Below are 23,778 nucleotides of genomic sequence, written 5' to 3'. Positions count from 1 at the left end.
CGGTGCCTGGCTGCTGTCAGGCACGCCCCCGTTACGAGGGAATCGTGCGTGGATTGACACACCCGTCCTCCATTGCATCGCGCAAAGCCATGCAATCACCGTGTGTGTTTCCTTAAAAACTCCCCCGTTAGATCCGCGCAGCCTTTCTTTTTCATTTTGACTGGCATCTCGATCCGGACGCGATGCTAAAAAAAGGCGCTCCGCCCCGTCAACACCGCGTTTGAAGGAAGCGGCCAAAAACAGCGCTGCCATCCTGTTTTCCCGTTCAGGTATCGCTTTGCCATCTCATTGAAAAATAAACACTTCGCATTTCTCATTGAGATGGAATGAATGGGAGTTGAGACAACATGACCATTCATGATCAACCAATCCCGACTCGCCATTTCAATATCGCGGCAACACCACATCGCGACAAAAAAATGGGGGCGCATCCACTTGTAATGACATTTACCTGCGTGTATTGACCGGCGCATCGAGAGCGCGCATCGCGTGTGCCCCTCCGTATGGAAAACCGCCTCCACCCACCCAAACCGCCGCTGGTCTACCATGGGCTCACAACCAAAAGTGACACGCCAGGAGACTCCCAATGCCCATCGAGGCCACCCACCGCGTCTTCAACCAGGTCCCGGACCTGAGCGGCTTCAACCCGTTCACGTCTGACACCACACTGCAGCGTGCACTTGAACGCCTGGGTGGAGGCTGGCACGCCGACGCTTTGACGGCCTTCGGTGACCAGCTCGGCGCCCCCGAGACCCTGCGGTGGGCCGCCGAGGCCAACGCGTACCACCCCGAACTCCACACCCACAGCCGCACCGGCGAGCGCATCGACGCCATCCGCTTCGACCCCGCCTGGCACGCGCTGCTCGGCCTGATGCGCAGCCAGGGCCTGCAGGCGCTGCCGTTTGCCGAGCCGCGCCCCGGCGCGTGGGCCGCGCGCACCGCCGGCTACTTCATGCAGGGACAGATCGAATCCGGCTCGCTGTGCCCGGCCACGATGACGTTCGCCAGCATCCCCGTGCTGCAGAAAGAGACCGCGCTGTTTGCCGACCTGGGCCCGCGTCTCTTTGCCCGCGAGCACGATGCGCGTGACCTGCCGTGGCGGCAGAAGACCGCCATCCTCGTCGGCATGGGCATGACCGAGAAGCAGGGCGGGTCAGACGTACGCAGCAACACCACGGTGGCCACGCCCCTGCGCGGCGAGGGGCGCGGCGCGACGTACGCCATCACCGGCCACAAGTGGTTCTTCTCCGCGCCGATGTGCGATGCGCACCTCGTGGTTGCACGCATGGGCGCAGAAGACGGCCCGCTGTCGTGCTTCTTCGTGCCGCGCTTTCGCGATGACGGCAGCAAGAACCCGATCCAGATCCAGCGCCTGAAAGACAAACTCGGCAACCGCTCCAACGCCAGCAGCGAAGTGGAGTTCCGCGGCGCGGAGGGCATCCTCATCGGCGAAGAGGGGCGCGGCATCCCGACCATCATTGAGATGGCGACGCACACGCGCCTGGACTGCGTGATCGGCAGCGCGGCCATCCTGCGCCATGCGCTGATGCAGGCACTGCACCACGCGCGCCACCGCATGGCATTCGGCCGCCTGCTGGTCGATCAACCGCTCATGCGCAACGTGCTGGCCGACCTCGCGCTGGAATCGCAAGCCGCGACCTTGCTGATGATGGAGCTGGGCAACGCCTTCGAGCGTGCCGATGCCGACCCGCTGGCCGCCGCCTGGAAGCGCATCGTCACGCCCGCCGCCAAGTTCTGGGTCTGCAAACGCTCCATCGAAGCCACCGGCGAGGCCATGGAAGTCTGGGGCGGCAACGGCTACGTGGAAGAGGGCCCGATGGCGCGCCTGTACCGAGAGGCGCCGGTCAACTCCATCTGGGAGGGCTCGGGCAACGTGATGTGCCTGGACGTGCTGCGTGCCATCGCCCGCACGCCGGACGATGCGCTGCGCTTGTTGCATGACATTGGCGAGCGTGCGCAGGGGCACCGTGCTGTGCGCGCCGAACTGGCCGCGCTGCAGGCGATGCTGCATCAGCCGGGCGATATTCAGGAGACCTCCGCACGCCGCATCGCGCAGGGACTGGCGCTCACCGCGCAGGCCGCGCTGATGCTGGCCCACGCCCACCCCGACGACGCGGAGCGCTTCATCGCCAGCCGCTTCCACCATCAGCATGGCCGCGTGTTCGGCACGCTCGATGGGCACGCGCAGGAACTGGGCGCGGTGCTGCAACGTGCGTGGCCGGTGTGAAGGCTCGGTGAAGAAAAAACCGGTGAAAGCGCGATGAAAGTCCGCATCGCCTAGGGTAGGTGGGCCGCGCGCCCACGCCCGGCATAAAAAGAACAAACAAACAGGAGACACCCCCGTGCCGCATCCGACCCGCGCTCTGCTCGCGGCCGGCCTGGCGTTGTGCGCATTCCAGGCGTTGGCTGCATCCCCCGTGCTCGACCGCATCCGCGACACCGGCGCCGTCCGGCTGGCCTATCGCGAGAACTCCGTGCCGTTTTCCTACCTCGATGGCGGCAAGCCGGTGGGGTATTCGATCGACCTGTGCGCGCGGCTGGTCGACGCGATCAAGGTGGCGGCCAAGCGGCCCGACCTGAAGGTGCAGTACGTGGCGGTAACGCCCGCCACCCGCATCGTCGCCATCACAGAAGGCAAGGCCGATCTGGAATGTGGCTCGACCAACAACACGCGAGAGCGGCGCGAGAAGGTAGCGTTCACTATTCCGCATTACATTGCCAGCAGCCGCATGCTTGTGAAGACCAGCTCAGGTATCCACCGCTGGGAAGACCTCAACAACAAGACGGTGGTGTCCACGCGCGGCAGCACCAACGGCGGGCAGATCCGGGCGATGGCCGATGCGCGCGTGCTCAAGATCAACGTGATCGAAGCCAAGGACCACGCCGAGGCCTTCGGCATGGTGGCCGCGGGCAAGGCCGATGCCTTTGCGATGGACGACGTGCTGCTCTACGGCTTCCGGGCCACCTCGCCCAACCCCGCGGACTACGCAGTGGTCGGCTCCAACCTGGCCGTGGCGCCGTACGCGATCATGCTTGGCAAGGACGATGCGGAGTTCAAGAAGGTGATCGACCTGGCAATGTCGCGCACGATCCTCGATGGCGATGCGGAAAAGCTCTACAAGAAGTGGTTCCAGCAGCCAATTCCGCCCAACGGCGTGCATCTGGATATCCCCATGAGCTTCCTGCTGCGCGACTCGTTCAAGTTCCCGACCGACAAGGTGGCGGACTGACGCAACACCTCTAAGCGATGCACCAGCAAGGTGCTTGAGGGTATACCCGTAATCAGGCCATAATGCGCGCCCATGGCGGCGCGTGACATTGCTTCACGTTTTGGCATTCCCCGGGGGGAGTGACGGCGCGCAAGCCAGTTCTGCGCAATCGGCGGGGCCTGGCCCGGCAAACGATTGCACAGATGGCCGCGCCGACAGGGCAGCGAGGCGGCCAGCCGTGCCCAGATAGCCCTAACCCTCTCCTAGGACCTTTGACGATGCTGTTCCCTGCGCGCACGTGGCTGCTGGCCGCGCTTGCCGTTCCTGCGGCGTTCTTTGCTGTTCCCGCTGCCAACGCAGTAGCTTCCACCCCGACGCTCGATCGCATCCGCGATTCCGGCACGGTGCACGTGGCCTACCGTGAAGATTCCATCCCGTTCTCGTACCTCGACGGCACCAAGCCGGTCGGCTACACGATCGACATCTGCTCGCGGCTGATCGATTCGCTGCGCACCTCGCTCAAGCGCCCGGACCTGAAGGTGCAGTACGTGCCGGTGACGGCTGCCACCCGCATGGACGTGATCGCCGCGGGCAAGGCCGACATGGAGTGCGGCTCGACCAACAACTCGCCGGATCGGCGCGAGAAGGTGGCCTTCACCATTCCGCACTACATCACCAAGGGCCGCATGCTGGTCAAGGCGAACTCGGGCATCCAGCAATGGGAAGACCTGAACGGCAAGACGGTGGTGGCTGCGCGCGGATCAACCAATGCGGAACTCGCACGCAAGCTCAACGAGAGCGGCATGACGATGCGCGTGGTGGATGCCAACGACCTGCGCAGCGCCTTCGCCATGCTGGCCGATGGCCGCGCCAATGCGTTTGCGGGTGATGACATCCTGCTCTCGGGCATGCGTGCCACGTCCAAGAATCCGGCGGACTTCACGGTGGCCGGCAAGACGCAGCTTGTGTCGTCGTACGCGATCATGCTCAGCAAGCAGGACCCAGAGTTCAAGAAGATGATCGACCAATCGATGACGCGCCTGATCGTCGATGGCGAGGTGCCGAAGCTGTACAAGAAGTGGTTCCAGCAGCCGATTCCGCCGAATGGTGTGAACTTGGAAGTGCCGATGAGCTATTTGCTGCGGGACTCGTTCAATACGCCGACGGATAGCGCGGGGAACTAAGGCGGGCAGGGATGCCTGGCAATCTATTGATGTTGTAGGTGCATCCCTTGTTTCATCCCCTGCCGGGGCTGACTCACTTTCTTTGTCTTGCCAAAGAAAGTAAGCAAAGAAAGGCGCGCCCGATGCGGCGACTTCCCCTTGAATTTGTGTGGCCGTGCGGGGAAGGAGGCAAACTCGCTGCGCTCAGACAAGCCTCCTTCCTTTTTCCGCCCGCTCACAAAAATTCAAGGCGCCGCATAGGGCAGGGTACGGCCAAACCATCGGTGTGCGTGTGTCAGCGTCAAGGCACGTCTTGTTCGGTGCTCAATGCACCTCGGCTGGCGTCGTCTGCGCCGTGGTACCTATCACCACATTCAGCGTCGGGCGTCCGCCTTGGCGCATCAGGTCTGCCGCGCGCTCGGCAATCATGATGATCGGCGCGTTGGTGTTGCCGCCAATCAGCGTCGGCATGACCGAGCCGTCGATCACGCGCAGGCCGCTCACGCCGCGCACGCGCAGTTCCGGGTCCACCACCGCCATTGCATCGTCTGCGCTCCCCATCTTGCAGGTGCCGACGGGGTGGTAGATGGTGTCTGCATGCTGGCGGATCAGCGCGCGCACGGCTTCGTCGTCGGAGCCATCACCGCGAATCCCTCCCGAGTACAACTCGCGCCCACCCAGCTCTGAAAGCGCCTGCTGCGCGAAGATGTTCTTTACCGCGCGGAAGCCCGCGAGCATGCCGTTCATGTCGTCCGGATCGGACAAGAACTTCGGATCGATCAGCGGTGCCTCGCGCGTGTCGGCGGAGGCCAGGCGTACCTCGCCGCGGCTCTTCGGGCGCAACACGCACACGTGGCACGAGTAGCCGTGGCCGTAGTTGAACGTGCGGTTGTGGTTGTCGGCCATGGCGACCACGAAGTGCAGTTGCAGATCAGGTTCGGCCAGATCGGGGTGGCTCTTGATAAAGCCGCCTGCTTCAGCAAAGTTGGTGGCCAGCATGCCGCGCCGCTCGCGGCGGTAGCGCAGGATCTCGCCCAGCATGTGGGCGCTGCCGCGCAGGGAATAGCCGATCAGGTCGAGGTTGAAGAGCTTCTTGTGCAGGATGATGTCGAGGTGGTCCTGCAGGTTCTGGCCAACGCCTGGCAGATCCTGCACGACGGGAATGCCGAGCGAGCGCAGATGCTCGGCTGGGCCCACGCCCGAGGCCATCAGCAACTGCGGCGAGCCGAACGCGCCGGAGGACACGATCACCTCGCGGCGCGCACTCAGCGTCTGCGTGCTGCCGCCTCGGTCCACCACCACGCCCGTCGCGCGCTTGCCCTCAAAGACAATGCGCAGGGCCTGCGTGTCGGGCATCACCGTCAACTGGCGGCGGTTGCCGCTGAGGGTGGCATCGGTCTTGTCGCCACCGTGCAGATAGGCGCGTGCGGCGTTCCAGCGTTCACCGTTGTGCTGGGTGACCTGGTACAGGCCCACGCCTTCCTGCTCCGGACCATTGAAATCGTCGTTGCGGCGATAGCCGGCCGCAGCAGCGGCGTCGACAAAGCGCTTCGGGATCGGGTTGCCGGTGCGCAGGTCGCTCACGTGCAGCGGGCCGTTGCCGCCGTGCAGCGCGTCGTTATCGCGGCCGGCAAAGCGCTCGTTGCCTTCGGAGCGCTTGAAGTAGGGCAGCACATCATTCCAGCCCCAGCCGGTGCAGCCGAGCGAGGCCCAGTGGTCGTAGTCGTTGTGCGTACCGCGGATGTAGATCATCGCGTTGAGCGACGAGCTGCCGCCCAGCCCGCGCCCGCGCGGCTGATAGCCCTGGCGCCCGCCCAGGCCCGGTTGCGGCACGGTCTCGAACCCGTAGTTGCGCTTGTTCTTGAACGGCAGCGATGCCGCACACCCCGCCGGCACCCACACCGAAAGGTGATGGTCATGCGGCCCCGCTTCCAGCAGCGCGACGGTCACGTCCGGGTCTTCGGTCAGTCGGCTGGCGAGCGCGCAACCGGCCGAACCGGCGCCGACGATGACGTAGTCGAAAGTGAGCGAATCGTTGGCCATGGGTGTCTCCGGATGGGGTTTTTATTGGGCGAGCGCCGCCGCCGGCTGACTGCCGGTCACGAACTCACATGCTAGGCGCCATGGGTTGTTTCAAACGGTCGGGCTAACCCGCATTAGAGGCATCGTTCGATGTCATGCAGCAATGCCGAGGGAGATGACGTGCAAACCCCTGTCAGGACTTGGCAGACAGCCCGCCGCATCGCAGCAATTTGCGTTGCGTATGCGCCTGCGCGCGCCCGTACGAGGGCGCCATGCCGCACACGGTGCGGCCGTATCAGGGCTTCGCAAGGCTGCCTGGGCGACCATACTCCTTTGCGATTGCGCCACCTCGCCAACCGTCCACCCTTGCCAGGAGCATCGCCATGCAACCTGCCGACCTGCCCGCCCCGCACCTGCTGCGCATGCAGCAAACCTTTGAGGCCATGCGCGCTGCCCACCAGGCCGACATGCTGCCCGCATGGTCCGTACGCCGCGACAGGCTGGAGCGCCTCAAGCGCCTGGTCATGGACAACCGCAGCGCCATCGCCCAGGCCGTCAGCGCAGACTTCGGCAACCGCTCACGGCAAGAGACGGATCTGCTGGAGATCTTCCCCAGCGTGGACGGCATCAAGCACGCGCTGTCACACGGCAAGCGCTGGATGCGCGTGCAGCGGCGCGGCGTGAGCCTGTGGTTCCGCCCGGCCAGCACGCGGCTGATTCCCCAGCCGCTGGGCGTGGCGGGCATCGTCGTGCCGTGGAACTACCCGATCTACCTGACCATCGGGCCGCTGGTGTCCGCATTGGCGGCGGGCAACCGGGCGATGGTGAAGCTCTCGGAATACACGCCACGCTTTTCCGCGCTGTTTGCCGACCTGATCGAGCGCCACTTTGCTGCCGATGAAGTGCGCGTGATCAATGGCGATGCCGACGTTGCCGAGGCGTTCTCGCGGCTGCCGTTCGACCATCTGCTGTTCACGGGCTCGACCAACGTCGGCCACCACGTCATGCGCGCAGCGGCGGACAACCTCACGCCGGTGACGCTGGAGCTGGGCGGCAAGTCGCCCACCATCATCGGGCCCGATGCGGACTTCGACCGCGCGGTGGAACGCACGCTGGTCGGCAAGCTGCTGAACGCCGGGCAGACCTGCGTGGCGCCCGATTACGTGCTGCTACCGGCGGGCACCGAACAGCGCTTCATCGACGTTGCACGCAAGCTGGTCGGCAAGATGTATCCCGACATGGCGCGCAACCGCGACTACACCACGCTCATCAGTCCGCGCCACTTCCAGCGCATGGTGAGCCTGGCCGATGAGGCACGCACGCAAGGCGCGCAGGTGCTGCCGCTCACCAACGCCGCGCCCAGCGCAGACACACGCCAGTTCCCGCCCGCGCTCATCACCGGCGGCACGGAAGACATGCGCGTCATGCAGGAAGAGATCTTCGGCCCGCTGCTGCCGCTGGTGCCGTATCGCACGCTGGGCGAAGCCATCGACTACATCAACGCCCGGCCGCGTCCGCTGGCGCTGTACCTGTTCGAGCGCAACAGCAGCACGGTGGACCGCGTGATGGCCAGCACCATTGCCGGCGGCGTGTGCATCAACGAGACGCTGCTGCATGTGGCGCAGGATGACCTGCCGTTTGGTGGCGTCGGTGCCAGCGGCATGGGCGCGTACCACGGCATCCACGGGTTCGAGCGGTTCTCGAAGATGAAGCCGGTGTTCAAGCAGGCCAGCCTCAACGGGCTGGGCCTGTTCCGCGCGCCGTATGGCAAGACGTTCGAGACGATGATGAAGCTGCTGGTGCGCTGAACCGAGTCGCTGGCCTCGTTCAGGACGTCCACATCGGCACGATGGAGACGGCCAGCAGCACGCCCAGCACGGCGTTGAGCACACGCCACTGGCGCGGCGTCTTCAGCAGCCGCGCCAGCACGATGCCCGCCGCACACCACAGCGACAGCGACACGAGCGCCGCCAGCCCGAACGTCGCGCCCAGCAGGGCAGCCAGTTGCAACGGACCGCTCGCCAGCATTGCAAAAGACGCGGCCGCGCCCAGCGCCATCGCCCAGCCCTTCGGGTTCAGCCACAGCAGGCAGGCGCCGCCCAGCAGCGTGGTCGGCACGGCCGCGCTGGCATTGAAATTGGGTGGCCCGCTGCGCGCCACCTTCCACGCAAGCCACAGCAGGTAAGCAGAACCCGCCGCCTTCATCACCAGCAACAGGCTCGGCGCGGCCAATAGCAACCCGGCCAAGCCCGCCGCTGCACCGGCTGCCAACGAGGCCAACCCCACGGCAATCCCCGCCATCAACGGAATCGAGCGCCGGAAGCCGAACTGCGAACCTGAAGCCGTCGCCAGCGTCGTCGCCCCGCCTGGCGAGACGGTCGACACCACAGCAAACAGCACGAGCGGTGCAATGGACGGAAGCGGGTCGACTGGCATGAACTGCACCCCTGGGCACGTGATGGACGACCCACTGTAGAGCGCCGCAATCCATTAGCAAACCGAAGGTTTTTGATGCCATGCATTAGCAACTAGAATGCATTGATGGCCAAGAACCTCGACATCACCCTCGTCCGCACCTTCGTTGCCGTGGCGGAAAACGCCAGCATGACGGTGGCGGCCAACGCGCTGCACCTCACGCAGGGTGCCGTCAGCCAGCAGATCAAGCGGCTTGAAGACGCCTTCGAATGCCGCCTGTTCGAGCGCGACGGCCGCCGGCTCGAACTCACCCACGCGGGTGAGCGTTTCCTCGGCCGCGCCAAACGCCTGCTCGCCCTCAACGACGAAGTCTGGGCCGATATGGCCGCGCGCCCGCTGCAGGGCCCGGTGCGCCTGGGCGTGCCATATGACCTGGTCGGCACCATCTTCCCGCCCATCTTCAAGGCCTTTACCGAGGCATGGCCATCGGTGGACCTGACCATTGTGTGCGGCACCTCGCCCGAGTTGTCGGAAGGCATTGCACGCGGCGAACTCGATGTCGCCGTGGTCGAAGCCCCAGTGGACGAAGCCGAGGGCGAATGCCTGTGCGTGGAGCGGCTGGTGTGGGTGGGCCCGCGCGGCGGCAACGTGCATGCGAAGCGCCCGCTGCCGCTGTCGATGGTGGATGAGAGCTGCGCCTTCCGCGCCCGCGTGCTGAAGGTGCTGGGCGAGCACGGCATCGAATGGCGCACGGCGTTCGAGAGCGGCAACATCGAAGCGACCACCGCTACGGTGCGTACCGGCCTGGCTGTCACGGCGTGGCTGACGCCGACGGTGCCGGCGGATCTGGACATCCTCGGGCCCGAAGCCGGCCTGCCGGAATTGCCGATGTTTGCGATCAGCCTGCTACTGCCAGCTCAAGGGGCAAACCAGGCTGCGCAGGCGCTTGGGCAGTGTATTCGTGAGGGGTTTTCGACGCGGGCCAGCGTGGGAGAGCGGCGCAGCACGATCGCCTGGGACCGCGCAGCCTGACGAGTCGGCGTATCTCGTACGCCCGCCGGTAGCTAAATGGCACCGCCGCCGATCTGCACCCGCCCGTTCGGCGTGTCGAGCACGAGTGTCAATGCAGGCTGCGCCGCCTGCACGAACGCGACATGGTGGTTCTCGGGGCTGGCAGCATTCCAGCCCTGTCGATCAAGCTGTTCGTGGATGGCGGCCATCTCCGGATGCGCCAGTTGGAACTGGTTCAGGTGAATTCCAACCTCCTGCATCTTGTCGACCGGGCTGGCGCCGCTTGCCCAGTCGATCATGGCAGGCACGCACCCGCCTGCCTCCGCTTCACCGTCTGCGCGGTGGAAGAAGTGCCACCGCAAATCGCCACGCGACACTTCCAGCAGTTCGTGTTGCGGTGAATCGATATCCGTAACGTTGCGCGCCAAGCCGGGAAGGCTGGCCACCCAGCCGAACAAGCGGGGCGCTTCTTCCAGCTTGCCTTCCTGCATCAGCCGGTCCAGTGCAAACCAGCGCGTCCTGTTGGGTGGAGGCGCCTCGGGGTCAATGGCAATGAATTCCAGAAAGACGCCGGGTGCGATCCGCGTGAGCAAGTTGTGCGTGCCCATCAACGGATGCTTGCCTCCCGTAGGGAGCTTCACGCCGAACAAGCGCAACGCATAGTCATGCGCTTGATCGAGGGATTGCGCGGCGAAGGCAATGTGGTCGAGCTTCAAGATGGCCCCCGTGGGTATCGATCAGTAACCTGCGGCGCTCAGGATGCCACATGCCTCTTCAAGGCGTTCTTGGGGGCTGTTCTGGTTAGCGTGCTGATTTGCGGCATCCCCGCCCGTCCCGGGGATACGTCCTTCCGGTTGTTACTGGCTCTCGCCAGCCCGCTCTACGGCGGTGAGCACTTCCCACGTTTCAGGGTTCACCTGACAGCCCTCCAGCATCATCAGCACGAACGCGCCGATGGCATCAAGAAAGCCCGCCCGGTACTCCGGCGGATGCATGCCTGAAAACACCAATTCCCAACGCAATGCATTCGGCTCGTATTGCTGATGCCGATGCAGGTCAGATTGCTTGCGGCAGAGAAAGTCTCGCGCCGCCAGCGCGCCGGTCAGGTAAATGCGGCGTTTGCTGGGCGTCATCGGCGGCCTCCCGAAATGGGATGCGCCAAATGCCAAGAGGATGGGGAAGGATAAGCGCGGGGCGATGCCCGCTAAGTGCGGTTGCCATACGGCCTCCTGAGGTGATTGCAGGAGACCCGCCATTCGCTGCGATCGAGGGTGGCGGGCCCGACGACAGGGTTCGCAGACCGGCCACCTCAGGAAACCGGCAGACCCGAAGGTCTCCCTGCCCGGCCCGCCGCAGAAAGCATAGGCGCGCGCAAGCACCGGACATGAAAACGCCGCGCTAAGGCGGCTGTCCGTCTGAAGTGTTTGGATGGGCTGCGAAACCCGGTCACCGCGAAGGCGGTGACACGCGGATTATGGCGACCGAATTCATGCGCTTCGTTTGTAACGTTTCGCCAAATCTCTCGGATGGGTATGGGATTGCCGAGACAAGCTGAGCACCATTGTTCGTCGGTAGCAAGCCGAACAACACAGCCCATCACTACAAACGGAGACAGCATGATCCGGTACTTCCTTGCCCGAGGTGACCAGGGCGGCAGCGCCACGATTACGGAGGGGTTGGAATACATCACGTGTTCCAATCCGCCGCCGACCGTGCGAATCGCCACGCTCTACATGAGAACGTACTGCACGGCATGCAAGCGGGAAGGGTTCATCGCACCCAACGGAGGGCCGCGCCACAGCGGCACCGGACCGAATGGCAAACCGTGGGCTTTAGGCGGCGACATCAATGTTTGCGGATGTAACCCGCCACCCGTCTTCTATGCCCCCAAGCGCGGCATGTTCATGAGATTTACGAGCGAGGAGATTGCGCAGATGCGTGCGCCGGCAGCTCCCGCTTATGCAGTGCAACGCGGGGAGGTGTCATACGACGAGCAGGCACATCTCGCGGCCACGAACCTAGAAGGTGTGCCGTACTACATCGAGACTGCAGACGGTCGCGTTTTCTCGGGACGCATACCCGCAAGCGGACTGCTGCCGCGCATCGATACGCAAAGCGAGGAAACCTACACCGTGCTCTGGGGTGACGAGGCACTGGCAAAGCAAGCAGGAGAGCAAGCATGACAGCTGCGCAGCGCAAACCGCTTAAACAGAAAGCGCAGGTCAAAACCAACACAACGCCAGGGTCAGTGTGCAGGGTCGACGTGCCTGCAGTCACTTTCGCCGAGTTATGGGCAAATTATGAGACCGGCAATCCCTATCGGGATACCAAGACCGGGAAGGTGCCACCCGGCTTTGGGAACCAGTGCGCAATTCGGATGAGCGTGACGTTGCACAGAACCGGCATCGAGATGAAGTCGTTCATACCGGCCAATGTCACGGTCAAACTTGGTAGCCAGTTCGGGCGCATCCTCATGAGTGGAAAATACACGGCTGTCCTCGCAGATCAGATGGGGTCTTGGTTGAGCAAGCAGCCGTTCTGTGGGCTTGGCAAAACTGAGGACATTACCGGGCCGGACTGGGAGTCAAAGGTGAAGGGGCGAACCGGCATCATCATGTTTGACAGCTACTGGGCGCGCGATAGTGATTCCGCGGGTAGCGCAAGCGGCGGGCATATTGATTTATGGAATGGCTCCCGCCTGACGATCAGCGGCCCCCTAGGGTCGATTGCAACGGTTGGCAGAATGTTCGGAATGAACTCACTGTTTCCGGGGACGTCCTTAGGTTTCTCCGATCTGCGTAATTCGAGAAAAATTCTTTTCTGGGAGGTCAAGTGAGTCGGCTAGCCGCATTTTCTGGGTTCGTTTTCGCGGGGCTCGTGACCGCCATGGTGGTCGTGCGCATCATGACCGTGTTCGACCATAACCCGGGGTGCGGATTGGACTGCGCGAGCCCAGAGTTGGAGGCGGCCCTGCTCACTGGACTCGCAACCGTACTCATGTTTCCGATTCTGGGCGCCCTGCTTACGCGCGGGGAAAAGCTGACAGCGCGTCGCGTAGTTGTCGTGTCAGCAGCGTTGATGATCGGGTTCATTCTTGCTGCGACCTGTCATTACGTTTTTCAACTGCGTGCGCACTACGTCGCGGCGGAAAAAGCGCGGCCCATTCAGCCCGATCTGGATTTTATGTACATGGCGATTGCAATCCGTGACGTTCAAGCATACGCCGCTCCTGAAGCGGGACAATCCAGTGCTGCAAGCATGATCCCTCAGTGGCAACGCTGCGCAATTGGCGGTGCATCGTGCGAAAAGCGCCCAAGGCAAGTGCAGATGCTTTGCAAGATTGGTGTTGTCTTCGTGCGCGAGTCAGATTGGAAAAACTTCTCCCTCATTCCACAAGAAAACGTCTTCGGCGCCATCCCTTTGAAATCGATGAATCTGTGCGCACCAGACAATCGGCCATAGGCTCACTTCCAAACGGACCTGAAATGCAGGGTGACAAGAAGCCGAGTGGTATCGCAACGCACCTGATGCAGCTTATGCCGAAGTACGGGCTTGCAGTGCTCTCCTGATAACGCCCCACGCAAACAAAAACCCCGCCAACCGGCGGGGTCCCCCAAATCCTTTCGAGCCTGCAAGCCAATCAAGCCTGCGGTGCAGCCCCATCTTCCGGCGCAGCTTGCTCGCCTTCGGCCTTGGCTTCGTCTTTCTTCTCCACCATCTCTTCCAGCGCGCCTGCGCCCTTGAAACCGGCAACAGCAGCGACAGCCTTGGTCAGCAGGCCGGCATCCGGATCGACTTTCTCGGTGGCTTCAACGGCGGCGACGGCGCCGGCGATCTTGCCTACTTCATCCAACAGTCCCATGGTCACCTCCTTCTGGTCGAACGGGAGAGCCATCTTCCCACCAAGCAAGGGCCGGAGCGCAAACAAAGTTAAAAATATCCGCGCGGTTGCGTTTGCGTCGACCGCGCATCACGCGCAATGCCCGTTCGCTTACTCGGTTTCTGCACCAGCGGGGGTGACAACGAGCGCAGTCAGCCGCGCCCGGGCGCTATCAGTAATCGCGGCCGATTGGCGCGTGGCGACGTCAATCTGCACGATCACCGACTGGGAGGTGGCAGCGCAGCGGCCATTCTGGAAGATGGCCTGTTCGAGCTTGACCGAGCTGCGCCCGATGTGCGCGACGCGCGTGCCGATCTGCACTGAACCGGGCCAGAGGATTTCGTTGCGGAAGTCGAGCACCAACTGCGCGATGACGAACTCGCAGCCGGGTGCGGCCAGGGGGTTGTCGGGGTTGAAGAGCATCTCCACGCGGCCGGTTTCCAGGTAGGTGGCGAAGACGGCGTTGTTGATGTGGCCCTGGCGGTCGGTGTCGCCGTAGCGGAGCTTGTCGGTGGCGTGCAGGGGGAAGTCGTGGATCGACGGGGTCGTCATCTTGGTATGTGGAGAGGCGAGGGTGCCTGCATTGTGCCGGGCTTTACGCGCGGGCGCAGAGCCCGCCTCACCCCAACGCCCGCACCGAGGTACTGATCGCCCGCGCACATTGCAGCAGCGCGGGGCCGAGCTTGGTCTCCATCTCTTCCGCGGTCCATCGCCCGGTGGGGGCGACGAGGTGAATCGCCCCGAGCGCGCGCCCGTTGCTGCTGACGATGGGCGCGGCGATGGTCATGTCGCCGAGGAACAGCTCTTCGCAGTTGACGGCGTAGCCGCGCTGGCGCGCTTGGCGCAGCGTTTCCATGATGTCGGCCACATCGGTGCGGGTGTGCATGGTGTGCTCAACACGCTGCGAGGCCTCAACGATGGCCTGCGCTTCGGGCATCGGCAACGCGCTCAGGTAAGCACGGCCCGATGCCGTGCAGTACATCGGGATACGGCTGCCGATGGGCATGTGTACGGGCACGAAATGCGCGCTCACAAAGCGGGCCACATACACCATCTCGTCCTGATCGGGCTCGGTCAGGCACGAGGTTTCGGTGGTCATCTTGGTGAGTTCGGCCAGGAACGGATTGGCCACGTCGATGAGCGTGTCGGCGGCCAGGTAGTTGAAGCCGATCTTCATGACCGCGGGGGTGAGCTGGTAGCGCCGCGTTTGCGGGTGCTTGCGCAGGTAGCCGAGCTGTTCGAGCGTGTAGACCATGCGCTGCGCCGAGCTTTTGTTGATACCCGCAGCGGCGGCCACCTCGGCAATCGTCATGGTGCGGCGCTGCGCGTTGAAGGCGCCCAGCACGGCCAGCCCTTTCTCCAGCGACTGGTTGAACAGCAGATCGGGAGCGTCGGTGGAATCAGCGGCGTCAGTCATGACAAGTGGCGATCTAGTGGCAAATCAACGCTCAAAGAATCGCATATCGATTCACATGCGTCGATTAGTGGTTTTCCATAGTTAACCATCGATTCGATACGTTCGAATATTGGCACAAGCATTGCATCACGTTGAGCCAGTCCCCGTGCATGCGCGTTCGGGGTGCGTCTTTTTCCGTTGCCTGGAGGATTGCCATGTCTGTTGTCACCACCTTCCGTCGCGCTGCACTGGCCTTGTGCATGCTCGGCACCGCTTCATTCGCTTGGGCGCAGGGGGGAAGCACGCCCACCTACAACGTGGGTGCGACGGCCACCGGCGTGCCGTTCACCTTCCTCGACGTGAAGACCAACTCCATCCAGGGGATGATGGTCGACACCGTCACGGCGGTGGGCAAGGCGGGCGGCTTCAACGTGAACGTGCAGCAGACGGTGTTCTCGGCGCTCATTCCGTCGCTCACGTCGAGCAAGATCGACATCATCTCGGCAGCGATGCTGAAGACGCCGGCGCGCGCGCAGGTGGTGGACTTTTCCGACCCGGTGTACTCGTACGGTGAAGGCCTGATCGTCAAGGCCGACGACGCCAAGACCTACGCCACGCTCGATGACCTGAAGGGCGAGGTGGTGGGCGCACAGGTGGGCACGGTGTTCCTCGACATGCTCAACAAGAAGGGCATCTTCAAAGAGGTGCGCAGCTACGACTCGGTGGCCGACATGACACGCGACCTGGCACTGGGCCGCATCAAGGCCGGTCTGGGCGACCAACCCATCATCGCGTACCAGATCCGCCAGAAGACCTTTGAGGGCGTGAAACTCGCGCCCAACTACAAACCTGCCAACGTGGGCGACGTGTGCCTGGTGGTGCGCAAGGGCGATACCGAAACGCTCAACCGCATCAACAAGGCCATCGCCAAGATCAAGGCGGACGGCACGCTGGACGCCATCGTGAAGAAGTGGGGCATCTGAGTCCGCACGGGTGATGCGCCATGAGTGTTGCAACGTTCATTGAACACGCGCAGGAGTTCCTGCCGATCCTGCTGAAGGGGGCGGTAGTCACGGTGGAGGTGACCGTGCTGTCGTTCCTGCTCAGCAGCGTGATCGGGCTGGCCCTGGCGCTGATGCGGTTGTCGCCCATCAAGGCTGTGTCCACGGCCGGTGCGACCATCGTCAACATCATTCGCGGGCTGCCGATCATCGTGCAGCTCTTCTACATCTACTTCGTGCTGCCGGACATCGGCATTCAGCTCACCGCGTTTCAGGCAGGCGTGATCGGGCTGGGCATTGCGTATTCCGCCTACCAGGCCGAGAACTTCCGCGCCGGCATCGAAGCAGTGGACCCGGGCCAGCGTGAAGCCGCCGAGGCGATGGGTATGCGCGGTGCGCTCATCATGCGGCGCGTGATCCTGCCGCAGGCGTTTCGCATTGCGCTGCCGCCGTACGGCAACACGCTGGTGATGATGCTCAAGGATTCGTCGCTGGTGTCCACCATCACGGTGGCGGAGATGACGCGTGCGGGGCAGCTCATTGCCTCGTCCACGTTCCAGAACATGACGGTCTACACGCTGGTGGCGCTGCTGTATCTGCTAATGAGCCTACCGCTGGTGTACTGCCTGCGCCGGCTTGAGCACCGCCTAGGCGCTGGGAGGGCCAAGCGATGATCGAGATCCGCGATCTGCAGAAACACTTTGGGGACCACCACGTGCTGCGCGGCGTGAGCCTGCATGTGGACAAGGGCGAGGTCGTCTGCCTGATCGGCCCGTCGGGCTCGGGCAAGTCGACTGTCCTGCGCTGCATCAACGGCCTGGAGTCGTACGACGGCGGTGACATCCGTGCCTTTGGTGAACGCGTTGACCGCAACAGCAAGACCATCCACACGCTGCGCAGCCGCATGGGCATGGTGTTCCAGCGTTTCAACCTGTTCCCGCACCGCAGCGTGCTGGAAAACGTGATGGAAGGCCCGGTCTACGTGAAGGGTGAACGCCCCGAAGCCGCGCGTGCGAAGGCGATGGCGTTGCTGGACAAGGTGGGCTTGGCCGCCAAGGCGCAGGCGTTTCCAAACCAGCTATCCGGTGGGCAGCAGCAGCGCGTGGCGATTGCCCGCGCGCTGGCGATGGAGCCCGAGGCGATGCTGTTCGACGAGCCCACGTCTGCGCTCGACCCCGAACTCGTCGGCGACGTGCTGGAGGTGATGCGCGCACTCGCCCGCGAAGGCATGACGATGATTGTCGTCACGCACGAGATGGGCTTTGCGCGTGAGGTGGCTGACCGCGTGTGCTTCCTGCACAGCGGCACCATCGTCGAGGAAGGGCCATCTGCGCAGGTGCTGGGCGCGCCGCGTCAGCCACGCACGCAAGACTTTCTGCGCCGCGTGCTGCACAAACCCGCGGATGTGCCCACCGGAGACCTCGTGCCATGACGCAGCCGCAACTCGACATCGCTTCAGCCACGTTCGGCGGCGAGCCACTGCCGCCATCGCTGTGGGCGGCCACGGCACCGGCCGCGCCGCCCACGCCACCGTTGATGGAATCGATCACGACGGATGTGCTCGTCATCGGTGGTGGCTATACCGGGCTCTCGACCGCACTGCATCTGGCCGAGCGCGGCACCAACGTCACCGTGCTGGACGCCAACGACCCCGGCTGGGGTGCTTCCGGGCGCAACGGCGGGCAGGTCAACCCGACGCTCAAGCACGACCCGGATGAACTGGTGAGCTTGTTTGGTGCCGCACGTGCGGAGGTGTTGATCGATACCGTCTCGCGCTCGGCCGATCTGGTGTTCGACCTGATCAAGCGGCACCGCATCGATTGCCAGCCGGTGCGCGCGGGGTGGCTGCAGCTCTCCTATTCGGACAAGGCCGTGCCGGCGCTGCATGCGCGTGCACGGCAATGGGAAAAGCGCGGTGTGCCGGTGGAGGTGCTGGACCGCGCCACTGTCGCAAAACGTGTCGGCACCGAAGCGTTTGCGGGCGCATGGCTCGACGGCCGTGCAGGCGCGATCCAGCCGATGGCGTATGCGCGCGGTCTGGTGCACGCCGCCCAGCAAGCGGGCGCGGCCGTGCACGGGCACACCGCCGTTACCGCGCTGGAGCGACAGGGCACGCAGTGGATCGCCACCACCAGCACAGGCGCCCTGGTGCGCGCGCAGCGCGTGGTGATCGGCACCAACGGTTACACCGGCCCGCTGTGGCCCGGACTGGCACAGACAGTGCTGTCCGCCAACAGCTTCATCGTCGCGACCAAGCCGCTCAAAACGGCGGATGCGCAAGCCATTCTGGCGCGCGGCGAGACAGCCTCCACCTCGCAACGGCTGCTGCTGTATTTCCGCAAAGATGCGGCTGGGCGCCTGCTCATGGGTGGGCGCGGCTTCTTCACCGAGCCGCGTGGCGCGCAGGATTTTGCACACCTCGAACGCTCACTGGAGCTGCTGTTTCCGCAGTTCGGGCCGCTGGAGTACGAGTACCGCTGGGCAGGCCGCATCGCCATCACGCGAGACTTCATGCCGCACATCCACGAACCCGCACCGGGCGTGACGATGGCGCTTGGCTGCAACGGGCGCGGCATTGCGCTGTGCACCAGCCTGGGCCAGCACATCGCCGCACGGCTGACAGGCAGCAAAGAGGTGTTTCCGTATCCCGTGTCGCCCATCACCTCGATCCCATTGCACGGGCTGCAGCGCTTCTACATTGCGGCGGGCGTGGCGTGGTACAGCCTGCTGGACAAGCTGGGCGGCTGAAGGATTGACTGGCGGCGGCCACCACTGACCGATGCGGCATGGTCTAGGATGAAGGCACCCTTTCGTCACATCCTGAGGACGCGCCATGCCCCGTCGCCCGTTTCCTTCCCGCCGTCTTGCACTTGCCCTCGCGGGTGCAGCGCTGCTCGCCGCCACCACACCGTCATTCGCGTATTTCCGCAACGTGCTGGCCAGCACCATCATCGGGTCGATGAGCGAGACGGAGGTGAGGTCGTTCACCAAGGCCATCGGCAGTGCGCTGGCCAACACCGCTGACAACACGCCCGCGCAATGGACGTGGCCCGCCAAGGGCAGGCAACCCGCCATCGAAGCCACCATCACGCCGCTGGAGAGCAAGACCGATGCCGGCCAATCGTGCCGCCGCCTGCAGAGTGAACTGACGCGCGGCTCCAGCAAGGAGCAGTGGACGGCCTGGCTGTGCAAGCAGCCCAGCGGAGAGTGGAAGCTGCGCCGGCTGACCCAGTAGGCGCTTGCGCTAACGCGTCAGCACTGCCACAAAAACTTCACCTGCCCCGCGTGGTGCGCGCATTGGAAGAGGTAGGCACAGCCGCCGCCAAAGTTCATCGCCGTGTGTGCGTCGGGCCCTTCCTCTAGCTGCGCGGCCAAGTGCATGGGGGCACCGCAAGCTGGGCAGGCTGGGGTCTCATCGGCTTGCAGCCAGGACGGTGCGCCGTGCAGTTGGCCCAGCACCTGGCGGCCCGGTTGGCCGGTGTGCTCACACCATTGGCGCCGGGCGGTTTCGTAGTCTTCCGCATCTTGCTCCTGCGTGCGCGCACCATTGGTGGTTTCGCGCAGGGTCAGGCCGGTTGCAGGCGGCTCAGCCAGGGTGAGCGGCCCGGCCGGCACGAACAGGGCGAAGTTGCCGCCTTCGTTGGCATCCCACTCGTCACAGCAGCCGGGGTCGTTCTGGCACATGAACACCAACAGCAACCCGGCTGGGCGGTCGGCCGTGGCCTCCACGCCGATCTGCCCCTGAAACTGCATCGGTTGTTCACACGTAGCGCAGCAGGGCCACGTGAACGGCGCGTCGGCCGGCACCAGCGGGAGCCCGCCAAAGCGGGTCTGCGCGGCGTGTTCGTCGGGCGCGGGGGCATGCAAGAGCAGCGTCACCATGGCAACTCCTCTCTGAAGGAATAAAGGAAGACGGGCCAGCCAAGTCGGCCGGTATTGTGCCGGACGGATTGTGACGCGGTGGCACTGACGCTTGCAACGGCCTATGGGGCATCTAAGTCTGGCTAGGCAGACTGCGGTGGAATCCCCCCATCCCCGTATTCCATATGGACGCCGCATCACACCCTGGCCGGCGCAACAAGGTGCCCGAAGTCACCGCGCTGTTCTGGATCATCAAGATGATGTCCACCACGGTGGGCGCAGCTGCAGCCGGTGCACTCAACCTCGGCTGGCAGTTCGGGCTGGGCGGCACGACCGTCGTCATGGGCGCGCTGTTTGCGGCGGCATTGAGTGGGCAGCTTCGCGCGCACCGTTACCTGCCGTGGCTGTACTGGATCACGGTGCTGCTGGCGAGCGTGTTCGGCGCGCTCGCCGTCGATCTGCTGACGGCGCGCGCAGGCTTGCCACCGAGTGTGTCGACAGTGGTGTTGTCTGTGGCGCTGCTGGCGACGCTGGCGTTCTGGCACCGCCGCGCGGGCACGCTCGCCCTGGATGCCGTCGACACCCCCGCGCGTGAGCGCTTCTACTGGCTGGTGGTGCTGCTGGCCTTTGCGCTGGGCACCGCATGCGGCGACTGGCTGATTGAAAGCCTGCGCCTGGGCTACGCGCAATCGGCACTGGGTTTTGGTGTGCTGGTGGCGGCGGCGGCCATGGCACGCTTCGGCTTTGGCGCGGGCATCGCGCCCACGTTCTGGTGGGCCTTTGTGATGACGCGCCCGCTGGGCGCCGCCTGCCGCGACCTGCTCGCCCAGCCGGAAGCCAACGGCGGCCTGGGCCTGAGCACGGGCGCCGTCAACGCGCTGTTCCTGGCGGTGGTCGTGGGGCTTGTCGCCTACCTGTCGGCGCTTGAGCACTCGACAACGGACCCCGCACATGACTCTTCAGCCTCGTAAGGACACCCGCATGACCACCTCCCGCACCCTCCCCAGCAAACTGCCCGAGATCACGCTGGCGTTCTGGATCATGAAGATCTGCGCCACCACCCTGGGCGAAACCGCCGGCGACCTGCTGTCGATGACGCTCAAGGTGGGCTATGCCGCCAGCTCCGTCCTGCTGATCGGCATCTTCCTCGTCACGCTGGGCGCGCAGTTGCGCAGCAAGGCGTATCACCCGCTGCTGTACTGGGGCGTGATCCTCTCGACCAGTACCGCCGGCACCACGCTATCGGACTTCATGGACCGCACGCTAGGCCTGGGCTATGCCACGGGCTCGACCATCCTGGCCAGCCTGCTGTGCGCGGTGCTCGTGTACTGGAAGCTCACGCAGAAATCGCTGTCGATCGCGCAGGTGCGCACCGGCAAGCAGGAGCTGCTGTACTGGGGCGCCATCCTGGTGTCCAACACGCTGGGGACGGCGTTGGGCGACTTCCTGGCGGATTCGTCGGGGCTGGGTTTTGCGGGTGGGGCGCTGCTCATTGCCGGCGTGATCGCGCTGATCGTGGCGGCGTATTATCTGACCGGCATCTCGCGCGTGGCGCTGTTCTGGATGGCCTTTGTGCTGACACGGCCGCTGGGCGCCACGGGCGGTGATCTGCTGACCAAGCCCATCAGCGCGGGCGGCATGAACCTGGGCACGGCGGGCGCATCGGCGGTGCTGCTGGCGATCCTGCTCTTCACCATCGGCTATACGAGCTGGCAGGCGCGGCGCGGTGCCATGCAATCGGCTTGAGCCATCACCAGAACCTGAATGCGAGTCCTCCTCGTTGAAGACGACCCAATGATCGGCGCGGCCGTGGATGCCGCGCTGCGCGACGCCGCCTATGCGGTGGACTGGGTGCGCAACGGCCAGACCGCGCTGGACGTGGCCGCGCATCAACACTACGACGTGCTGCTGCTCGACCTCGGCCTGCCGGGCAAGGATGGCCACGCCGTGCTCAGTGCGCTGCGTGCCCGCGACAACCCGGTGCCGGTGCTGATCCTGACCGCACGGGATGCCGTGAACGAGCGCGTGCGCGGCCTGGACGGCGGCGCGGATGACTACATCCTCAAGCCCTTCGAAATGGTCGAACTGCTCGCCCGCATGCGCGCGGTGCTGCGCCGCAAGGGCGGGGCCGCCAGCCCGGTGCTGACCAACGGCAGGCTCACGCTCGACCCGGCCGCGCACGAGGCCCGCATGGGCGATGGCGAACCGGTGCGCCTGTCGGCACGCGAGTTCGCACTGCTGCAGGCGCTCATGCTGCGCCCGGGCGCCATCCTCTCGCGCACCGAGCTGGAAGAGCGGATCTACGGCTGGGGCCATGAGGTGGCGAGCAACGCGGTCGAATTCCTCATCCATGCGCTGCGCAAGAAGCTCGGCGCGGAGGCCATCAAGAACATCAGGGGCGTGGGATGGATGGTGTCCAAGGGTGGATGAGGGCCGACTCGGCAACGTCCGTGCAGCGACGGCTGTCGCTGTGGTTGTCGATCATCATCATCGGCGTGGCCGTGCTGGCGGGTGGCTTTGCGTTCGTCTCCGCCTTTAGCGAGGCGCATGAACTGCAGGACGACGTGCTGCGCCAGGTGGGCGCGATGTTCGACCCCGAGCATCTGCCCGCGCCACCTACGAATCCTGAAAACGCACCGCCCGTTTCCGATCAGGAAGCGCGCGTGATCGTGCAACTGCTGCCGGGCCCTGACGGCACGGTGGCACCCGGCACACCCGCACCGCGCCTGGCGTTCCCACCCACATTGGTCGACGGCATGCAGACCGCGCGTGCCGGCAAGCGCGACTACCGCGTGTGGGTACGCACGCTGTCCGACGGCCAGCGCATTGCCGTGGCGCAGGAAACCGCCGTGCGCGACGAGACCGCACGCGACAGCGCCATCCGCACGCTGATGCCGTTCCTGATCCTCGCGCCGATCCTGCTGCTGGCCGTGGCCGACGTGCTGCGCAAAATGTTCGCACCCATCAAGCGCCTTGCACATGAGGTGGACCAGCGCGACGAGCGCCAACTGCACGCCATTGCGCCCGAGGCTGTACCCGAGGAGGTTCGCCCCTTCGTGGTCGCCATCAACCGGCTGCTGGCGCGCGTGGGGCAATCGATGGAAGCGCAGCACCGCTTCGTGGCCGATGCCGCGCACGAGCTGCGCACGCCGCTCACTGCGCTGTCGTTGCAGGCCGAACGGCTGGGACAGGCCTCCATGTCTGCCGACGCGCATGAACGTCTGGCCACGCTGCGCCAAGGCATCGAGCGCAGCCGCGGGTTGCTTGAACAGTTGCTCACGCTGGCCCGCGCGCAGGAGGCTACCGGTGTGCCGGAGAGCACGGTCTCGGTCCAGCGCATCTTCCGCAGCGTGCTCGAAGATCTGATGCCGCTGGCCGAAGCCAAGCGGCTGGACCTGGGCGTCACTACCGAGGCCGATGCCCACGTGCATGCCAACGAACTCGACCTCTTTGTCGTGGTGCGCAACCTGGTGGACAACGCCATCCGCTACACGCCGGTCGGCGGCAGTATCGACCTGTCGATCGCGACCGCGGCACGTGTGGTCTCGATTGCCGTGCAGGACAGCGGCCCCGGCATCCCCGCCGAGGAACGCACACGCGTGTTCGACCCGTTCTACCGTGTGCTGGGCAATGAGGCGACTGGCTCGGGGCTCGGGCTGTCGATTGTCAGCACGGTGGTGCAGCGGCTGGGTGGGGAGGTGGTGCTGGAAGACGCGAGCAGCGTCACGGGTGGGCTGCGGGTGACGGTGCGGCTGCCGTTGGCGCGATAGCACACCCCACTTCGGCAGTCATGCCACGG

25 protein-coding genes are annotated in these 23,778 nt (G+C 64.7%); 17 read left to right on the top strand and 8 right to left on the bottom strand.

From position 1 onward, the window contains the following. Nucleotides 1-586 precede the first annotated feature (586 nt). The 3 genes from PI87_RS08040 to PI87_RS08030 all read left to right on the top strand — a co-directional run bounded on the left by PI87_RS08040 (nucleotide 587) and on the right by PI87_RS08030 (nucleotide 4,414). The gene (locus tag PI87_RS08040) at nucleotides 587-2,248 is read left to right on the top strand and encodes an acyl-CoA dehydrogenase family protein (RefSeq protein WP_039597193.1); all 1,662 of its coding nucleotides are present in this window, start codon (nucleotides 587-589) and stop codon (nucleotides 2,246-2,248) included. A 115-nt stretch (nucleotides 2,249-2,363) separates the two neighbouring features. Further along, nucleotides 2,364-3,251: an amino acid ABC transporter substrate-binding protein gene (locus tag PI87_RS08035; RefSeq protein WP_039597192.1), complete on the top strand. Its 888-nt coding sequence runs from the start codon at nucleotides 2,364-2,366 to the stop codon at nucleotides 3,249-3,251. 257 nt (nucleotides 3,252-3,508) lie between these two features. After that, nucleotides 3,509-4,414 carry an amino acid ABC transporter substrate-binding protein gene (locus PI87_RS08030; protein ID WP_039597191.1) on the top strand — a complete coding sequence of 302 codons (906 nt, stop codon included), beginning with the start codon at nucleotides 3,509-3,511 and terminating at the stop codon, nucleotides 4,412-4,414. A 303-nt stretch (nucleotides 4,415-4,717) separates the two neighbouring features. Here the strand turns inward: PI87_RS08030 and PI87_RS08025 are convergent, their stop codons facing one another. Further along, complete coding sequence (locus PI87_RS08025) at nucleotides 4,718-6,436, bottom strand: GMC family oxidoreductase (RefSeq protein WP_039597190.1); 1,719 nt, start codon at nucleotides 6,434-6,436, stop codon at nucleotides 4,718-4,720. Between the two features lie 362 nt (nucleotides 6,437-6,798). Between PI87_RS08025 and PI87_RS08020 the strand changes: the two genes are divergently transcribed. Continuing rightward, a complete protein-coding gene (locus PI87_RS08020; protein ID WP_232313959.1) occupies nucleotides 6,799-8,223 on the top strand; it encodes a coniferyl aldehyde dehydrogenase in 1,425 nt (474 codons plus the stop codon). A gap of 19 nt (nucleotides 8,224-8,242) precedes the next feature. Here the strand turns inward: PI87_RS08020 and PI87_RS08015 are convergent, their stop codons facing one another. Then, entirely contained in the window at nucleotides 8,243-8,851 is a 609-nt protein-coding gene (locus PI87_RS08015; RefSeq protein WP_039597372.1) for a LysE family translocator, read from the bottom strand. Between the two features lie 105 nt (nucleotides 8,852-8,956). Between PI87_RS08015 and PI87_RS08010 the strand changes: the two genes are divergently transcribed. Continuing rightward, nucleotides 8,957-9,862, top strand: coding sequence for a LysR substrate-binding domain-containing protein (locus tag PI87_RS08010; RefSeq protein ID WP_039597189.1), 906 nt, complete (start codon nucleotides 8,957-8,959; stop codon nucleotides 9,860-9,862). Nucleotides 9,863-9,894: 32 nt separating this feature from the next. Here PI87_RS08010 and PI87_RS08005 read toward each other — a convergent pair whose 3' ends face one another. Both PI87_RS08005 and PI87_RS08000 read right to left on the bottom strand, forming a co-directional pair. Beyond that, nucleotides 9,895-10,557 (bottom strand): VOC family protein, encoded by a 663-nt coding sequence (locus PI87_RS08005; protein ID WP_039597188.1) that lies wholly within the window; start codon nucleotides 10,555-10,557, stop codon nucleotides 9,895-9,897. Nucleotides 10,558-10,698: 141 nt separating this feature from the next. Further along, on the bottom strand, nucleotides 10,699-10,974 hold the full coding sequence (locus tag PI87_RS08000) for a hypothetical protein (protein ID WP_039597187.1): 276 nt from the start codon (nucleotides 10,972-10,974) through the stop codon (nucleotides 10,699-10,701). Nucleotides 10,975-11,457: 483 nt separating this feature from the next. On the opposite strand from PI87_RS08000, the gene PI87_RS07995 reads away from it, so the two are divergent. The 3 genes from PI87_RS07995 to PI87_RS07985 are packed head-to-tail and all read left to right on the top strand — an operon-like array spanning nucleotide 11,458 to nucleotide 13,303. Then, a complete protein-coding gene (locus PI87_RS07995) occupies nucleotides 11,458-12,024 on the top strand; it encodes a hypothetical protein (RefSeq protein ID WP_039597186.1) in 567 nt (188 codons plus the stop codon). Further along, nucleotides 12,021-12,677, top strand: a complete 657-nt coding sequence (locus PI87_RS07990; protein ID WP_039597185.1) for a type VI secretion system amidase effector protein Tae4 — start codon at nucleotides 12,021-12,023, stop codon at nucleotides 12,675-12,677. The genes PI87_RS07995 and PI87_RS07990 overlap by 4 nt, the downstream gene beginning before the upstream one ends. Nucleotides 12,678-12,727: 50 nt before the next feature. Continuing rightward, nucleotides 12,728-13,303, top strand: a complete 576-nt coding sequence (locus PI87_RS07985) for a hypothetical protein (RefSeq protein WP_052321460.1) — start codon at nucleotides 12,728-12,730, stop codon at nucleotides 13,301-13,303. Between the two features lie 178 nt (nucleotides 13,304-13,481). Here the strand turns inward: PI87_RS07985 and PI87_RS07980 are convergent, their stop codons facing one another. The 3 genes from PI87_RS07980 to PI87_RS07970 all read right to left on the bottom strand — a co-directional run bounded on the left by PI87_RS07980 (nucleotide 13,482) and on the right by PI87_RS07970 (nucleotide 15,138). Then, nucleotides 13,482-13,703: a hypothetical protein gene (locus PI87_RS07980; protein ID WP_039597371.1), complete on the bottom strand. Its 222-nt coding sequence runs from the start codon at nucleotides 13,701-13,703 to the stop codon at nucleotides 13,482-13,484. A 129-nt stretch (nucleotides 13,704-13,832) separates the two neighbouring features. Beyond that, nucleotides 13,833-14,273: an acyl-CoA thioesterase gene (locus tag PI87_RS07975; RefSeq protein ID WP_039597183.1), complete on the bottom strand. Its 441-nt coding sequence runs from the start codon at nucleotides 14,271-14,273 to the stop codon at nucleotides 13,833-13,835. A gap of 67 nt (nucleotides 14,274-14,340) precedes the next feature. Then, nucleotides 14,341-15,138 carry an IclR family transcriptional regulator gene (locus PI87_RS07970; protein WP_039597182.1) on the bottom strand — a complete coding sequence of 266 codons (798 nt, stop codon included), beginning with the start codon at nucleotides 15,136-15,138 and terminating at the stop codon, nucleotides 14,341-14,343. Between the two features lie 194 nt (nucleotides 15,139-15,332). Here PI87_RS07970 and PI87_RS07965 point away from each other — a divergent pair, with 194 nt between their 5' ends. The 5 genes from PI87_RS07965 (at nucleotide 15,333) to PI87_RS07945 (ending at nucleotide 19,353) form a co-directional block, all read left to right on the top strand. After that, nucleotides 15,333-16,100 (top strand): ABC transporter substrate-binding protein, encoded by a 768-nt coding sequence (locus PI87_RS07965; RefSeq protein ID WP_039597181.1) that lies wholly within the window; start codon nucleotides 15,333-15,335, stop codon nucleotides 16,098-16,100. Nucleotides 16,101-16,120: 20 nt separating this feature from the next. Continuing rightward, entirely contained in the window at nucleotides 16,121-16,792 is a 672-nt protein-coding gene (ehuD, locus tag PI87_RS07960; protein ID WP_039597180.1) for an ectoine/hydroxyectoine ABC transporter permease subunit EhuD, read from the top strand. Then, nucleotides 16,789-17,550 (top strand): amino acid ABC transporter ATP-binding protein, encoded by a 762-nt coding sequence (locus tag PI87_RS07955; protein WP_039597179.1) that lies wholly within the window; start codon nucleotides 16,789-16,791, stop codon nucleotides 17,548-17,550. Before ehuD ends, PI87_RS07955 begins: the two co-directional genes overlap by 4 nt. Beyond that, nucleotides 17,547-18,866, top strand: coding sequence for an NAD(P)/FAD-dependent oxidoreductase (locus PI87_RS07950; protein WP_039597178.1), 1,320 nt, complete (start codon nucleotides 17,547-17,549; stop codon nucleotides 18,864-18,866). Before PI87_RS07955 ends, PI87_RS07950 begins: the two co-directional genes overlap by 4 nt. Before the next feature lie 85 nt (nucleotides 18,867-18,951). Then, nucleotides 18,952-19,353, top strand: a complete 402-nt coding sequence (locus PI87_RS07945; RefSeq protein WP_039597177.1) for a hypothetical protein — start codon at nucleotides 18,952-18,954, stop codon at nucleotides 19,351-19,353. A gap of 17 nt (nucleotides 19,354-19,370) precedes the next feature. On the opposite strand, the gene PI87_RS07940 is transcribed toward PI87_RS07945, so the two are convergent. Next, on the bottom strand, nucleotides 19,371-20,000 hold the full coding sequence (locus PI87_RS07940; protein WP_039597176.1) for a DUF1963 domain-containing protein: 630 nt from the start codon (nucleotides 19,998-20,000) through the stop codon (nucleotides 19,371-19,373). Nucleotides 20,001-20,164: 164 nt separating this feature from the next. Between PI87_RS07940 and PI87_RS07935 the strand changes: the two genes are divergently transcribed. From PI87_RS07935 to PI87_RS07920, 4 genes are read left to right on the top strand one after another with little or no spacing between them, the layout of a single operon-like run. Next, nucleotides 20,165-20,950, top strand: a complete 786-nt coding sequence (locus tag PI87_RS07935) for a COG4705 family protein (protein WP_039597175.1) — start codon at nucleotides 20,165-20,167, stop codon at nucleotides 20,948-20,950. A 10-nt stretch (nucleotides 20,951-20,960) separates the two neighbouring features. Further along, nucleotides 20,961-21,725, top strand: coding sequence for a COG4705 family protein (locus tag PI87_RS07930; protein ID WP_039597174.1), 765 nt, complete (start codon nucleotides 20,961-20,963; stop codon nucleotides 21,723-21,725). 18 nt (nucleotides 21,726-21,743) lie between these two features. Continuing rightward, nucleotides 21,744-22,409 (top strand): response regulator transcription factor, encoded by a 666-nt coding sequence (locus PI87_RS07925; protein WP_039597173.1) that lies wholly within the window; start codon nucleotides 21,744-21,746, stop codon nucleotides 22,407-22,409. After that, nucleotides 22,385-23,749, top strand: coding sequence for a sensor histidine kinase (locus PI87_RS07920; protein ID WP_052321447.1), 1,365 nt, complete (start codon nucleotides 22,385-22,387; stop codon nucleotides 23,747-23,749). The genes PI87_RS07925 and PI87_RS07920 overlap by 25 nt, the downstream gene beginning before the upstream one ends. Nucleotides 23,750-23,778: the final 29 nt, after the last annotated feature.

Source organism: Ralstonia sp. A12, assembly GCF_000801955.1.
Classification (GTDB): domain Bacteria; phylum Pseudomonadota; class Gammaproteobacteria; order Burkholderiales; family Burkholderiaceae; genus Ralstonia.
The sequence above is the reverse complement of the archived record's forward strand: the minus strand, read 5'-3'. Positions and strand labels throughout refer to the sequence as shown.

Coding starts and splice junctions, on each gene's coding strand:
- PI87_RS08040 (WP_039597193.1), top strand. CDS start 587: ATGCCCATCGAGGCCACCCACCGCGTCTTCAACCAGGTCCCGGACCTG.
- PI87_RS08030 (WP_039597191.1), top strand. CDS start 3,509: ATGCTGTTCCCTGCGCGCACGTGGCTGCTGGCCGCGCTTGCCGTTCCT.
- PI87_RS08025 (WP_039597190.1), bottom strand. CDS start 6,436: ATGGCCAACGATTCGCTCACTTTCGACTACGTCATCGTCGGCGCCGGT.
- PI87_RS08020 (WP_232313959.1), top strand. CDS start 6,799: ATGCAACCTGCCGACCTGCCCGCCCCGCACCTGCTGCGCATGCAGCAA.
- PI87_RS08015 (WP_039597372.1), bottom strand. CDS start 8,851: ATGCCAGTCGACCCGCTTCCGTCCATTGCACCGCTCGTGCTGTTTGCT.
- PI87_RS08010 (WP_039597189.1), top strand. CDS start 8,957: ATGGCCAAGAACCTCGACATCACCCTCGTCCGCACCTTCGTTGCCGTG.
- PI87_RS08000 (WP_039597187.1), bottom strand. CDS start 10,974: ATGACGCCCAGCAAACGCCGCATTTACCTGACCGGCGCGCTGGCGGCG.
- PI87_RS07995 (WP_039597186.1), top strand. CDS start 11,458: ATGATCCGGTACTTCCTTGCCCGAGGTGACCAGGGCGGCAGCGCCACG.
- PI87_RS07990 (WP_039597185.1), top strand. CDS start 12,021: ATGACAGCTGCGCAGCGCAAACCGCTTAAACAGAAAGCGCAGGTCAAA.
- PI87_RS07985 (WP_052321460.1), top strand. CDS start 12,728: ATGGTGGTCGTGCGCATCATGACCGTGTTCGACCATAACCCGGGGTGC.
- PI87_RS07980 (WP_039597371.1), bottom strand. CDS start 13,703: ATGGGACTGTTGGATGAAGTAGGCAAGATCGCCGGCGCCGTCGCCGCC.
- PI87_RS07975 (WP_039597183.1), bottom strand. CDS start 14,273: ATGACGACCCCGTCGATCCACGACTTCCCCCTGCACGCCACCGACAAG.
- PI87_RS07970 (WP_039597182.1), bottom strand. CDS start 15,138: ATGACTGACGCCGCTGATTCCACCGACGCTCCCGATCTGCTGTTCAAC.
- PI87_RS07965 (WP_039597181.1), top strand. CDS start 15,333: ATGTCTGTTGTCACCACCTTCCGTCGCGCTGCACTGGCCTTGTGCATG.
- ehuD (WP_039597180.1), top strand. CDS start 16,121: ATGAGTGTTGCAACGTTCATTGAACACGCGCAGGAGTTCCTGCCGATC.
- PI87_RS07955 (WP_039597179.1), top strand. CDS start 16,789: ATGATCGAGATCCGCGATCTGCAGAAACACTTTGGGGACCACCACGTG.
- PI87_RS07950 (WP_039597178.1), top strand. CDS start 17,547: ATGACGCAGCCGCAACTCGACATCGCTTCAGCCACGTTCGGCGGCGAG.
- PI87_RS07945 (WP_039597177.1), top strand. CDS start 18,952: ATGCCCCGTCGCCCGTTTCCTTCCCGCCGTCTTGCACTTGCCCTCGCG.
- PI87_RS07940 (WP_039597176.1), bottom strand. CDS start 20,000: ATGGTGACGCTGCTCTTGCATGCCCCCGCGCCCGACGAACACGCCGCG.
- PI87_RS07935 (WP_039597175.1), top strand. CDS start 20,165: ATGGACGCCGCATCACACCCTGGCCGGCGCAACAAGGTGCCCGAAGTC.
- PI87_RS07930 (WP_039597174.1), top strand. CDS start 20,961: ATGACCACCTCCCGCACCCTCCCCAGCAAACTGCCCGAGATCACGCTG.
- PI87_RS07925 (WP_039597173.1), top strand. CDS start 21,744: ATGCGAGTCCTCCTCGTTGAAGACGACCCAATGATCGGCGCGGCCGTG.
- PI87_RS07920 (WP_052321447.1), top strand. CDS start 22,385: ATGGATGGTGTCCAAGGGTGGATGAGGGCCGACTCGGCAACGTCCGTG.